This is a genomic window from Methanococcoides sp. DA23, assembly GCF_057593895.1.
Genome location: NZ_CM172520.1, coordinates 1,229,457 through 1,242,924, shown reverse-complemented (window position 1 = coordinate 1,242,924; position 13,468 = coordinate 1,229,457). Strand labels below are relative to the sequence as shown.

Sequence of the window (13,468 nt, the reverse complement as noted above, 5' to 3'; positions counted from 1 at the left end):
ATCCTCGAATTCTCTTTTACCTGTTCAATTTGTTCCGGTAATGTCTTCTTATAATTACTGCGATACTGTTCATCATAACAACTATCAAGAGCAGTATCAATGCTGTTCCATACTGTATCGGACGTGTTTGTGTGATACTTGTACCTGAGGTCGCCAGCACGAAAAGGTGGTATGGCAATGCCATGAACTGGGAGAATACCGAATCAGGTATCCTTGGCAAGAAGTATGCTGCTCCTGTAAGCAGTATGGGTGCTGTTTCACCTGCAACCCTGCCGATACTCAGGATTATACCTGTCATCATTCCAGGGATCGCTGCAGGCAGTACGACCTTCCTTGTGGTCTGCCATTTAGTGACACCAAGCGCAAGGGAAGCTTCCCTATATTCCTGTGGTACTGTCATCAATGCTTCTTTGCTTGCACGGATTATCACGGGTACTATTAGCAAAGCCAACGTCAGGGAGGCTGACAGGAGCGAGGCTCCAAATCCGAAGTACTTGACGAACAATGCAAGTCCGAAAAGACCGAACACTACGGATGGTGTACCTGCAAGATTATTGATCGCCATCTCGATCGCCCAGGAAGCACGTCCAGGGGTTGAATATTCATTCAGGTAAATTGCTGAGAGTATGCCTAGAGGAATGGCAAAGGCCATTGAAAGTCCTATAAGCATCAGACTTCCCACGATCGCCGGATAAATACCTCCCTGGGTCATTCTTTTCATCGGCATCTGGGTTATGAAGTCGAGACTGAGCGCACTGTAGCCATTGACAGTGATGTAGATCACAAGGATCGATACGAAAGCGAGTACAATTGCCATGGAGAGCTTCAGTGTGGCGAATGCCAGTTTCTCGGATGTCTTTGCACCAAAGAACATCATACCCCCTCCTGGAGTCTGTATTTCTTCTTTACGCTGTCAGCGATAAGATTGATTATGAATGTTATTAGGAAAAGTACTGCGCCTACTGCGAACAGGGCATGGAAATGTTCACTTCCCTGTGGGACCTCTCCCATTTCAAGAGCTATGGTCGCGGTCATTGTCCTTACCGGATCAAAAAGACCTTCGGGAATTCCGGGTATGATCGCAGTGTTTCCTGTTACCATCATGACGGTCATGGTCTCACCTATCGCCCTTCCCATACCAAGCATGACGGCTGCGGATATCCCTGATAGTGCTGCCGGTAACACTACCCTGTAGATGGTCTGCCATTTGGTACTTCCAAGGGCAAGGGAACCTTCCTTGAGTGCTGTGGGAACTGAATTGATGGCGTCCTCTGACACCGATATAATTGTAGGCAGTGCCATCATTCCAAGCATGATAGAACCTGCGAGGGCTGTCTGTCCTGTGGGAAGATCTAACACATCCTGAAGCAATGGAACCACTACGATAAGTCCGAAGAAACCATAGACAACAGAAGGTATGCCTGCGAGGATCTCAACAAAAGGTTTGATCAATTGTGCCACTTTGGGGTCTGCAAGTTCTGATATATAGATAGCAGAAGCAATTCCAAGAGGCACTGAAAGGACAATGGCGCCGGCTGTTACGATCAATGATCCTGTCAACAGAGGCAACAATCCGAATTTTGCCGGTGATGATGATGGATACCAGGAAGTTTCGGTAATGAAAGATATGACTGAATAATCACCGAATAAAAGGTAACCTTCTCTAAAAAGGAAAAAACAAAGAAGGAACAGGGCTACGACTGTAATTCCACTAACCATTAAGAGCGTGGATTCAATTGCTTTTTCCTTCTTTTTTCTATGCATCATAATTCATCCCTGATCCTTAAGGGGATCTGAAAAAAGATCAAGCAGGGAAGTACCCTACTTCAAAGATGGTTTCTTCTCCGGTCTCGCTGGAGATGAATTCAATGAACTCAAGTGCAAGGCCTGTTGGTTCACCGTTGGTGTAGAAGTAAAGGGGTCTTGCAAGTGGGTATGTGCCTGCGAGAATGTTCTCGGAGGTTGGCTCCTCAGCACCGCTGCCGTTATCCACTGCAACTGCCTTTATGGTTCCATCAAGGTAAGCAACACCGACATAGCCGATAGCGTTCTTGTTCTGTGCTACGGTCTGGATGATCGCTCCGGTTGATGGATTGATAAGTGCATCAGCCCTGTATTCGTTGCCTCCCATTACTTCGTCCTTGAAGTATTCGTAGGTACCTGAACTGCTGTCACGTGAGAGTACTACTATTTCACGGTCTTCGCCACCTATTTCATTCCAGTTGGAGACGTCTCCCACATAGATCGCTTTGATCTGCTCGAATGTCATTTCAGATATGGGGTTTTCCGGGTTCACTACAACAGAGATACCATCCCATGCAATTGTCTGCTCAAGAGGATTGATGCCATTTGCCTGTGCATTCTCTATCTCTGACTCTTTCATTTCCCTTGATGCCATTGCGATGTCTATCTCGCCATCGATGAGTGCTGCAATACCCACACCGGATCCTCCTCCGATAATGGATACACTTGTGTCAGGGTTTTCCATCATGAAAACTTCAGCTTCTGCCTGTGCAAGTGGAAGAACTGTATCTGATCCCTTGATCATAATTGACTGAATTTCTTCTTCACTACCGTCATTGCCAACACAACCTGCTCCAAAAAGAGCAAGTGAAGTGACCAGCAAGAGCGTAATCATATATGAGATTGTTTTCTTGGACATTTTTTAGACCTTCTTGAACCTATCCTTTTTGCTTGGTGGACCAGTCCTATGGAGCTGCAAATGTGTTGAACTACATATATAATCTCTCAGTATATTATATAGGGGTGTATATATGACATCATATAATCAATATTAATATATATTCTATATATTTGCCCATGTATGTGAGGATAAAGCAAATATGAACAATTCATTATTCACCTATCGGTAAGACCGTTTTGCCGAACTTTTCATTTATTATTTCAGCCATTGCCAGATATATTGCACTGAGACCACAAAATATCCCTTCATAACCAGCGAATTGCTTTAGTGCTGCATTACCTGTGAGATCGGATATGGCCAGCAGTACGAATAACAATGTCAATGATCCGAAGACGACTTGTAAGGCCCTATTGGCTTTGAAGGTCCCTATGAACATCCCGAAGGTGAACAATCCCCACATGAATAGATATGCTGACATCTCTATTGCACTTGGAGATTCCCCTATTCCTAATTTTGGTGCGATCAGTATGAACACTAAAGTGAGCCAGAATGCTCCATATGAAGTGAACGCTGTTGTTCCAAAGGTATTACCACTTTTCCATTCCATGACCCCTGCTATGATTTGAGCGATCCCTCCATAGAACAAGCCCATGGCCAAGATGGTCACTCCCAGTCCAAAGAATCCTGCATTATGTAAATTAAGCAACACTGTGGTCATTCCAAACCCCATTAACCCCAATGGTGCCGGATTTGCTGTTGTGATCTTGCTTACACTTTCATCCATGCTCACATTCCCCCCTTATCAATTACTATATCACTTACAATAAAGTTTATGGGTGATGTGAATATAAACATTATCAATTATTAGTGCTTTAATTTTGAATTATTGATGTATACTTAAATGGATGGCCTCATCAAAAAAGGACAATCTTATAATGCATAAACATCTAAATTCAGATATATTCTCACACATCATACTTTATCCAAACTAACATCGGAGATCCAAAACCATGACCGATATCCTCATCACAAACACAAAGGTCTTCTACAATAATATTCTGCAGCCTGGTGAAGTTCAGATCAATGACGGAAAGATCCAACGGATAGCAAAGAATATAACTTCGGCAGATCCGGACCTTCTCATCGATGCAAAGGGAGCATTGACCATCCCTGCTGGTATCGATGTGCACGTGCATTTCAGGGAACCAGGTATGGTGAAAAAAGAGGACTGGTACACAGGGTCATGTTCAGCGGCTGCTGGTGGTACTACTACTGTTATAGAGCATCCGAACACCATTCCGCCTACCGTTGACAAATCATCATTCAATGAAAAACTTAAGCTTGCAAACCGCAAATCGATAATTGATTTCGGCATCAATGGCGGTGTGACAAAGAACCTTGAGTCGCTTTCCCTTCTCTGGGAACTGGGTGTTACCTCATTTGGCGAGATATTCATGGCCGAGTCCACAGGTGGGCTAAACATAAATGAAGAGGACTTTTCGGAAGCTCTCGGGATCATCAAGGAACTTGATGCTGTCGCCTGTATCCATGCAGAGGATGAGAACATCCGCCTTGAGAATGAGATATTATTAAAAAAGGACCTGTCCCCTAACTCACATTCCAGGATACGCTCTAATCTTTGTGAGGGGATCGCTGTCCAGAATGCGCTTGAGACCATCGCAGAAAAGGGCACAAGATCACACTTTTGCCACATAAGTACACTTGATGCGTTGGGTCTGATACGCAAAGAGGCATATGTGGCCAAAAATGAAGGGCGTGAGAACATCGTTACCTGTGAGACAGCACCACATCACCTCTTCCTTTCGACAAGGGACTGGGACCGGCTCGGTACTTTCGGGAAGATGAACCCTCCACTGCGTGATCGCAGGAACGTTAAAGCACTTATGAATGCCGTAAATGACGGAACTGTTAATGCGATAGCTTCCGATCATGCACCGCATTCCGAATTTGATAAGGACCTTGATATCAGGAGTGCTCCTTCCGGTGTGCCAGGCGTGGAGACACTTATGCCTCTTATGCTCATGGCCGTCAAGAAGAACCTGCTTCCGATCGGCAGAATGATAGAGGTGACAAGTAGAAACCCTGCTCGGATCTTTGGCCTTGATAAAAAGCATTCAAAGGGTGTATTTGCTGAAGGGTATGATGCTGATCTGATCATTGTGGATACACATGCAGCTGCCCCCATAAAAGCAGACAAGCTTCACAGTAAAGCCGGATGGACCCCATTTGAGAACATGGATGCAATATTCCCGAAAATGACCATTTCAAAAGGCGAGGTCATTTGGGATGAGGAACTAATTGCTGAAAAGGGCCGTGGCAAATTCCTTGAAGGCAATGGCTACACTGAGAAAGAATGATGGACATAAAGTTCACATTTGTGTACACAAATGTAAATACTTAAATACTTAGACACCAACATAATTCTATGGCCCGAAATAAGTTCCCTGTTCACACGACATTAAGTTCTGAAGCTGTTAAGATACTTGAAAGATATGAAAAGGAACTCGGAGCCAAGAATCTGGTACTTGAAAAGGCCTTGTTGTCACTTGACAGTACTAAATTCAAATCCAAGATCGATATCAACAATATCGATAAAGCCATAAAGAGAATAGGCACAGGTGTATTCGGGCTCGACGAAATGCTTGAAGGCGGTATTCCAAAAGGTTTCTCCGTGGTTGTCACAGGACCCCCGGGCACAGGCAAAACAACTCTTGGTATGCAATTTTTAATGGAAGGCGTAAAAGCTGATGAAAAGTGTCTTTTCTTTTCATTTGAAGAGCGTATTCCACAGCTCATCCAGCATTTCATGCGGTTTGGCTGGGACCTTGGAGGTCACATAGATGATGGATATCTTGAGATCTTCGGGATGTCAATGCTGACGTTTGAAGAGATCGGTGAGATAATAGAAACCTACAAACCACAAAGAATAGTGTTCGATTCACTGAATGTTTTCACAGATCCGCAAGAGTTCCGTAGATCCGTTTCCTGGCGTTCTTTGCATAAACTTCTCAAAAAGATGAACATTACCACACTCCTTATTACGGAAAAGGAATTTGGTATAGGAACAAGGGCATATGACACATATGATTTTGTAGGTGATGGCATAATTTTCCTGGACAAGATACAGGTAAACGAAGTAGAGCCTACTCTCACACCTGTAATGGCAGTCCAGAAGATGAGGGCTACAAAGATCGACACAACGCCTCAGCCATTCAGGTTCACGGATAAAGGGATCGCAAAATATAGAACTGTCAACCTCATGGCAAACAAACTTCAGGAAAGAATGAATGCGGCTCACAGTCCCTTATCAGAGGAACCACGAGACCAGTGAAGCCAATATCGCTGTAACATATATCGCTTTGAACATTCCAACTCCGCCGATACTGATAACGGCACTTCCCTTTTTTTCCCTGTCGACCATCAAAAGATTAGCTATGCTTCCAAAAATTATTCCGCCTATGCCGGAAATGAATATGACAGATGCTACGTTATCAGGGGAGATTATGAGTGCAAAAGGAATCGCAAGTACACCTATGTAATCAGGTACAATAACACCTATACCATTTCTAAATTCAGATAGGAATATCACAGCTACCATCATTATCAACATAACTTCAAGGGCAACGAAGTCAGCCTGGAATACAAGGAGAAATATCATTACAAGGAAAGGTATGATAAATCCACCGATGTTCAGGGAGATAACAGTATTAAAAGCCTGTTTACTGCTATAGGAAAGCTCCTTGACCAGTGGGATCGAAAATAGCTCTTCGAGGATAAGTGCATCCCTATCAAGTGCCTGAAGCTTCTTTGTTTTAATGGAGCTTATCGGGATCTCAATGTTTGCAGTAACAAGCATTATGACCAGAATTAAAAACAGTGGTAAAGAGGATATTATGCCTAAATACAGTTCTTTCTGATAGCATAGGAATGCCATGGGCAAAAGCATAAAGCCAAATAGCATAAACATGCGTTTTTCCGAATTATTGATATAGCCTCTCATTTGTTCTCTTTTATAAATAGCCCTTTTTTAGTTCTTAAATATTTCTAAAGAATATTCAATTAAGAAACCGATGAATGTAAGTTCACCTCTAACTTCAATTTACTTAATGATCAGTTCAATTGTTCATAAGAAGCCAGTACAAATCTCTATTTTTGGATGTCTTGATTCTATTTCTATGAGTGCTTCATCGAGCATTTATCATAATATCATAGTTATTGAACTGAACGATGTGTGCAATGAACATATTTTCTCTTGCTAATTTTATCCCATCTGCCTGAATCAGAAAAGCTCCAACGATGAAATAAATAATCTATATATTTTGTAATGTTATACATAAAATAAATACGTATACTATATATCCTTATAATGTATATTATCAAGTGTAATACAAGGACAGAGCAAAATAAAGTGAAAATTCAAAAAGTCATAAATGGTAGCATAGGGGAAAAATCATTGGAGGGGAAAATATGGCAAATGAAGAAAAAATGCTATGTAGAAATTGCAACACAGAACTTGAGAGACAAATGATAGGATTGAACACATTTTACTGTTGCAGGGAATGTCTGAGCATGACATCTGTCAGGGAAATGTCTAAGGCCAAACTGGGTATGATGAAAGCGATCGATACAATGGAAGCAAGTTCCTGAAGTTAATGGTAAGCTAGTGTCATTTTTGAATGGAGTGTGCAAGAAATGGGAGGGATATTAATATGAATGATATCCCAGATCTTCTTGCAAAGAGTATTATGTGAAGATCTTATACATCATTGTTTATTTTATATTCAGAATATGGCAACTCCCTGCAATGATCATGCATTTGAAAAAAGAATGGGACTCTTCTCACATATCTCTGTTATCGATCACCCTCTTACTCTTTTTCTCACTGCGGGGAAGCTCGCCCATACTCACACATTCCACATCCACACTGACACCTATGAAGTCCCTGAAGGCTTTCTTAAGTGCTCTTGCAGACCCTGAACTCATCCCAGGTTCATTTGCACCCTCGGTCTCGACCCTGAATAGCATTGAATCCCTGCCCTGGTTCCTTTCAAGGACTATCTGGTATTCACTGCTGACACCTTCGACCCTCTGTATGACATCCTCGATCTGACCGGGATAGACGTTTACTCCTTTGATCTTTATCCTGTCATCGGTACGTCCTAACAAACGGTCTATGCGTGGGAAGGAGCAGCCACATTTGCAGGGTTCGGGGATGATGCGTGTAAGGTCCCTTGTCCTGTAGCGTATGAGGGGGGCACCTTCCTTTGTCAGGGTTGTTATGACAAGCTCTCCAAGGGTGCCATCGGGCAGCTTCTCTTCTGTGACGGGGTCTATGATCTCAAAGAGCAGGTGGTCTGACCAGTAGTGAAGACCATCATGCATGGAGCAATCTATGGCTATACCGGGTCCATATATCTCAGTGAGACCGAAGATGTCAAAGGTTTCTATCCCTAGCTCATCCTCGATGCGGGACCTCATCTTAGGGCTCCAGCGCTCGGAACCTATGATACCTATCTTCAGGTCGATGTTGTCCTTCAAACCCCTTTTGTTTATCTCCTCTGCGAGAAGTAGGGCATAGGATGAAGTGCTGGCAAGGGCTGTGGACTTGAGGTCAAGCATCATCTGTAACTGTTTTTCTGTATTTCCAGGCCCCATTGGAACTGCCATTGCTCCAAGAAGCTCGGCACCCGCCTGAAAACCTATGCCAGCGGTCCAAAGTCCGTAACCGGGTGTGATCTGTATCCTGTCATTTCTGGTAAGACCTGCCATCTGGTAGCAGCGCATCATCATATCTGCCCATACATCGACATCCCCCTGTGTATATGGGATGATGACAGGACTGCCTGTCGTACCTGATGATGAATGTATCCTTATGATATCCTCATCCGGTACAGCCTGAAGACCCAGGGGGTAGGCATCCCGCAATTCCTCTTTAGTGGTCAACGGAAGCCTTGCGATATCTTCCAGGGTTTTGATAGAATCGAGATCAATTCCAGCTTCATCGAACTTTCTCTGATAGAAAGAACTTCCCAGAACGACCCTTTTAAGAAGCTGTTTGAGCTTGACAGTTTGGTCTTCCCCATCGAAATTGGAAAATTCATTCTCATTGTCAGGAGCAGTTTTATTAAGATCATTATCCACACGAACATTGCACATTTGCATCACCTCTGAATGATCAGATGCCCATTGTAAGTTGTTCAGGGTCGTTTATGCCTGAGACCTTTTCGAGGGCCATATCAAAGGCCTTTCTGTTAACATCTCTGTACTTTTCCGGCACCATTTTCTCAAGCACATTCCACAGATCTCCGGAAGAGAATGGAAGGAAATCAGCACCCGATGCTGCTGCCAGCATGGCAACATTTGCTGCCCTGTAGGTCCCTGCTTGCTTTGCAATTTGTGTGAAATCGAGAGATATGATATTCTGACAGTTCTCATTCAGGAATTCGAGCACCTGGTCTGGATCGTATTTAACAGATCCGTTTACAGAGGGCATCACAGCATGTTCATTTACAACAATGCTGCCATCCTTGCCCAAAAAATGGATGTTCCTTGCAGTCTCCGCAGGCTCAAGCCCGATCACGAGATCGGCATTTCCCGATGGTATAAGGGAGCCGCAGACCTCATCTCCTATCCTTATATGACTGGTAACCGACCCTTCCCTCTGGGCCATGCCTATGGTCTCGGCAGTGGTCACATGGAAACCAGCATCCATGGCAGCCGTTGCAAGCAAACGGGATGCAAGTACAACACCCTGTCCACCCACACCTGCGATAAGAATATCGAATTTCATTGTGAATCCTCCTTCAGAACAATAGCATTCGATGGACAAACCTGTGCACACAGACTGCAACCTGTGCAGTTGTCCTGTATGGCCGGTGGTTTGTTGGATGACGAGAATATGGCAGGACATCCAAGTTGAGAGACACAGACCCTGCAACGTGTGCATTTATCTTCATCGATCACATATTGCCCTTCTGCTTTTGTGATCCCTACACATTTACCTTTGAATACAACAGCAGAAGGTCCTTCGAACTCTATGGCCCTTTTTGCTGTGTCTATGCATTCACCAAGGTCATTGACATCCATGGTCTCGACAAGGTCAACTCCGCAGCTTTTGAGGACCTCGGCTATATCGATGATCTTTGTGGAAACGCCTGTGGCCGTCAGGCCAATTCCCGGATGGGGTTGATGACCTGTCATGGCCGTGGTCCTATTGTCAAGGACTGCAAGGGTGATGTCAGCATTGTTGTACACCGCACTTATCACGGCGGCTACTCCGGAATGGAAAAAGGTGGAGTCTCCGATAAATGCCACCTGTTTTGCTTTATTACCTTCTTGATAATGATGTGTATGGGACAGCCCTGCTGCTATGCTTATCCCTGCCCCCATGCAAAGACATGTGTCCACCATGTTGAGGGGTTTGGCATTTCCAAGGGTGTAGCATCCTATATCTCCTGAGAATATGGTATTGATCTTTTCGGTTTTCAATTTCCCAGCTGCTTTTTTGAATGCGTAGAAGACCGTCCTGTGCATGCAACCTGCACATAATGTGGGAGGTCTTATGGGAAGAGGAGGTATATTCTCCTTATCGATCACAGGCGATGAATGGAACAGTAAAGGAACGTCTGCATTGATATCTTCAAGGGAGCTGTTCACCCCATCGATAACGACATCTACATTGTATTCCCCGCTTATTGGGAAATGACCGTTCTTCTTTCCATATACGTTCACATCGAGATGATGCTTGCCTATCAATTGCAGGAACTGCTCCTCAAGGTAGGGGTCAAGCTCCTCTGCTACGATCAGGTCTGTGATATGGTCCAGGAATTCAAGGGCTGCTTTTTCAGGGAAAGGATGGACTGTTCCGACCTTGAAAAGAGAGAAGGTTTCAGAACGATCCTTTATAGCCTCCTTTGCGTACAGATAGGAAACACCAGAGGCCACAATGCCGATCTTGCTGTTCCCCCTTGCTATTGAGTTAAAGGAGTTCTCCTGGAAGTACTCGGAAAAACGATCCGAGAGCCTGATCTGGAGCTCCTCGAGCCAGGGGTGTCTCTGAGCCGTCAGTTTCGGGAATATTGTCCAGCGTGGATCCTTCACAAAACCCTCGATATTACGGGAGACCGTATCTATATCCTCGACAATTACATCAGCACAGCCATGGGATACACGGGTCGTGGTCCTGAGTATAACAGGGATCTCCATCTCATGTGATAGCTTGAAGGCAAGCTTTGTCATATCATAGGCTTCCTGAGGTGTGGACGGGTCCAGGACAGGGATATTTGAAAAGTGACCAAATGCTCTTGTATCCTGTTCGGTCTGAGAGGAATGGGGGCCGGGGTCATCTGAGACAAGGATAACAAGAGAACCCTTTACTCCTATGTAGGAAAGGCTCATTAGGGGGTCTGATGCCACGTTCAGTCCTACCTGTTTCATGGTGACCATGGTGTTAGCACCCGAATAGGCAGCTCCGACAGCCGTTTCAAGCGCCACCTTCTCGTTGGTGGCCCATTCGGCATATATGCCATATTTGTTCGCATGGGAGGCGATGGTCTCCATCACTTCGGTGGAAGGTGTACCTGGATAGCCGCTTGCTATCTGAACACCGGCCTTCATCGCTCCAAAAGCGATCGCTTCGTTGCCCATTAATATACGTTTACTGGTCAATATAATACCTCTTGAATGGATAATAGTAAAAGAAAATCAAATCATACAGCAGATCATGTCCGGAACATGAAATATTGCACATATTCATACATTGATGCTGGTCTATGCACTTGTTTGATACAATATAAATATTTTGCCATTTCTTTTTTGGCTTTGCCAGAAATCTGATAGTAACTACTCCCAGTTCACCATTCTTTCAATGAAAGTATGGAGTGTGAAATACTTTTAGAAAGCTCTCTGGCATTGGGATCGAACAAAAATGTTTTAAATTTTGAATGTACTTTAGCGGACATTGGAGTATATAGACGCCCATTGAAGAGGAGGCTAGGAATTGGTATTGACACACAACACATTAAAAATGACCATTAATAAGAATGAAAACAAGAGCATGGGGATGAGATCCTGATGCCCATACCCTACATATACCTGATTATCTCCATCATAATAATGCTGGCCACGACATTCTATTTCGTATTGAGGCAAGACAATGATTAATCATGTTCTTCTGGTGCTATATATACTTGGGATACTTTTGCTTTCCCTGAAGCTCAGGCAGGGAACCTTTTCAGGATTTGTGGTCTCGGACCGGAATGTTATGCATCCTGCGGTAATAGGTATTGCCTATATGGCTGCTTACTTCAGCGCTGCCTCTTTCCTTGGGGGTGGAGGCTATGGGCTCATTGCCGGCCTTCCATGGGTCATCTGGGGAGTATTCTTCCACGTAGCTTTTGCCTGCCTGGCATTCATCATTGCACCAAAGATCTGGATGTTCTCACAGAAGTATGATGCCAAGACAATACCCCAGCTATTGGAACGCAGGTACGATTCACAGAAAGGCAAGATCTTGCTTGCAGGGATAATGCTGTTGATGTACACAGTATACCTTGTTGCCATTTTCAAGGGATGTGCTAACCTTTTCCAGGGACTGCTGGGAGTGACATATGTCCAGGGTCTCCTCATAGCTGTTGCCATTGTGGCACTCTACTATGTGATAGGAGGACTGCCTGCCATCATCTGGATAAGCTTCTTGCAGGGTTTGATCATGCTCGTGGGTGCAGTGCTGCTCTACACAGGTCTTATTTCAAGTGGTGGTGGCATGGCAATATGGGATATGGTCCCCGCCGATGTGCTGAATATGGGAGGTTCAGCAGTACCATGGCAAAAAACCTTCGGAATGGCGTTCTCCATCAGCCTTGGACTTCTGGCATTACCCGATCTGCTGATCATGCTGTTCTCTGCAAAGGACAAGAGAGTTGTGCGTTTTGCAGGCATCTATGGTCCAATATCCATCACCATTTATTCCCTATGTATCTTCTCTCTGGGAGTCATGGTCCACGGCGCATTCAGCCCGGAGCAACTGAGCCCTTTCATGACAAACCCGGATGGTCTGATACCGTTCCTGGCAACATCACTGCTGCCCCGTGGATTTGACAGTGTTGTGCTGCTGGCTGCCATCTCTGCTGCCATGTCGACAATGAGTGCCATTGTGCTGGTCACAACAACAGCCCTTACTTCGGATATACTGAGGTACCTGCGTCCAGCCACCCCCGATGATAAGGTGCTCCGCATGACAAGGATAGTAGGAGTTATCATCATCATAGTATCGGCATTCTTCGCAATGGATGTGCCACAGATGATAGTCCCTCTGGTGTCCGTAAGCATGGGCGTGATCGCTTGCTGCGTCTTCATACCACTTATTTTCGGACTTTACTGGGACCGTGGTACTTCAACCGGATTTGTTGCCAGCCTTGTGGCAAGCTTCGGTTCTGTGGTGCTGTGGCAGCTTCTTGGCAATCCCCTCATCCACCCCGTGTTCATCGGTTTGATCTGCGGTACCGTGGCATATCTGGGAGGAAGCCTGGCAAGTCCCCGTCCGGCCCCTATGGTGGAAATGGAATAATGGGTAAGGGTATTCGATCCTTGAAACGTTGCTGAAAGATAAATCTTCAGCACCATTTCTTCTTCATTTATGTATTTCTTCTGGCTTGCAAGGAGCTCATATTTGATAGAAATTCCTGGGTTGGTTCATTGTCATATGTACTGCAGACAGTGGCGTCTTTTGATGAATTTCCATTCAGGATCACTTCATGAAAACAGATTTAACTTATCAATATCAATAAAATAGAAGGTGTTCTA

The 13,468-nt window shown here is 44.6% G+C and carries 12 protein-coding genes; 4 read left to right on the top strand and 8 right to left on the bottom strand.

Features of this window, described 5'->3' with window-relative positions; translation table 11 throughout:
- Window positions 1–16: 16 nt before the first annotated feature.
- The 4 genes from pstA to AC20MK_RS06110 all read right to left on the bottom strand — a co-directional run bounded on the left by pstA (window position 17) and on the right by AC20MK_RS06110 (window position 3,428).
- Window positions 17–877 (bottom strand): phosphate ABC transporter permease PstA, encoded by an 861-nt coding sequence (gene pstA, locus AC20MK_RS06125; protein ID WP_487354998.1) that lies wholly within the window; start codon window positions 875–877, stop codon window positions 17–19.
- Window positions 874–1,767, bottom strand: coding sequence for a phosphate ABC transporter permease subunit PstC (gene pstC, locus AC20MK_RS06120; protein WP_487354997.1), 894 nt, complete (start codon window positions 1,765–1,767; stop codon window positions 874–876). Before pstC ends, pstA begins: the two co-directional genes overlap by 4 nt.
- A gap of 37 nt (window positions 1,768–1,804) precedes the next feature.
- Window positions 1,805–2,662 carry a PstS family phosphate ABC transporter substrate-binding protein gene (locus AC20MK_RS06115; protein WP_487354996.1) on the bottom strand — a complete coding sequence of 286 codons (858 nt, stop codon included), beginning with the start codon at window positions 2,660–2,662 and terminating at the stop codon, window positions 1,805–1,807.
- A gap of 193 nt (window positions 2,663–2,855) precedes the next feature.
- On the bottom strand, window positions 2,856–3,428 hold the full coding sequence (locus tag AC20MK_RS06110) for an acetate uptake transporter (RefSeq protein WP_487354995.1): 573 nt from the start codon (window positions 3,426–3,428) through the stop codon (window positions 2,856–2,858).
- Between the two features lie 226 nt (window positions 3,429–3,654).
- Between AC20MK_RS06110 and AC20MK_RS06105 the strand changes: the two genes are divergently transcribed.
- Window positions 3,655–5,022: a dihydroorotase gene (locus tag AC20MK_RS06105; RefSeq protein ID WP_487354994.1), complete on the top strand. Its 1,368-nt coding sequence runs from the start codon at window positions 3,655–3,657 to the stop codon at window positions 5,020–5,022.
- 68 nt (window positions 5,023–5,090) lie between these two features.
- Window positions 5,091–5,996 (top strand): RAD55 family ATPase, encoded by a 906-nt coding sequence (locus AC20MK_RS06100; RefSeq protein ID WP_487354993.1) that lies wholly within the window; start codon window positions 5,091–5,093, stop codon window positions 5,994–5,996.
- On the opposite strand, the gene AC20MK_RS06095 is transcribed toward AC20MK_RS06100, so the two are convergent.
- Window positions 5,973–6,599 carry a DUF1614 domain-containing protein gene (locus AC20MK_RS06095; protein WP_487354992.1) on the bottom strand — a complete coding sequence of 209 codons (627 nt, stop codon included), beginning with the start codon at window positions 6,597–6,599 and terminating at the stop codon, window positions 5,973–5,975. The two genes, AC20MK_RS06100 and AC20MK_RS06095, sit on opposite strands and share 24 nt — an antisense overlap.
- Before the next feature lie 533 nt (window positions 6,600–7,132).
- Between AC20MK_RS06095 and AC20MK_RS06090 the strand changes: the two genes are divergently transcribed.
- Window positions 7,133–7,312, top strand: coding sequence for a hypothetical protein (locus tag AC20MK_RS06090; RefSeq protein WP_487354991.1), 180 nt, complete (start codon window positions 7,133–7,135; stop codon window positions 7,310–7,312).
- 192 nt (window positions 7,313–7,504) lie between these two features.
- Here the strand turns inward: AC20MK_RS06090 and AC20MK_RS06085 are convergent, their stop codons facing one another.
- The 3 genes from AC20MK_RS06085 to iorA are packed head-to-tail and all read right to left on the bottom strand — an operon-like array spanning window position 7,505 to window position 11,332.
- Window positions 7,505–8,821, bottom strand: coding sequence for a phenylacetate--CoA ligase family protein (locus AC20MK_RS06085; protein WP_487354990.1), 1,317 nt, complete (start codon window positions 8,819–8,821; stop codon window positions 7,505–7,507).
- A 19-nt stretch (window positions 8,822–8,840) separates the two neighbouring features.
- Window positions 8,841–9,455, bottom strand: coding sequence for an indolepyruvate oxidoreductase subunit beta (locus tag AC20MK_RS06080; RefSeq protein WP_487354989.1), 615 nt, complete (start codon window positions 9,453–9,455; stop codon window positions 8,841–8,843).
- Window positions 9,452–11,332 (bottom strand): indolepyruvate ferredoxin oxidoreductase subunit alpha, encoded by a 1,881-nt coding sequence (gene iorA, locus AC20MK_RS06075; protein WP_487354988.1) that lies wholly within the window; start codon window positions 11,330–11,332, stop codon window positions 9,452–9,454. The genes AC20MK_RS06080 and iorA overlap by 4 nt, the downstream gene beginning before the upstream one ends.
- 487 nt (window positions 11,333–11,819) lie before the next feature.
- Between iorA and AC20MK_RS06070 the strand changes: the two genes are divergently transcribed.
- Complete coding sequence (locus AC20MK_RS06070; protein ID WP_487354987.1) at window positions 11,820–13,232, top strand: sodium:solute symporter family protein; 1,413 nt, start codon at window positions 11,820–11,822, stop codon at window positions 13,230–13,232.
- Window positions 13,233–13,468 lie beyond the last annotated feature (236 nt).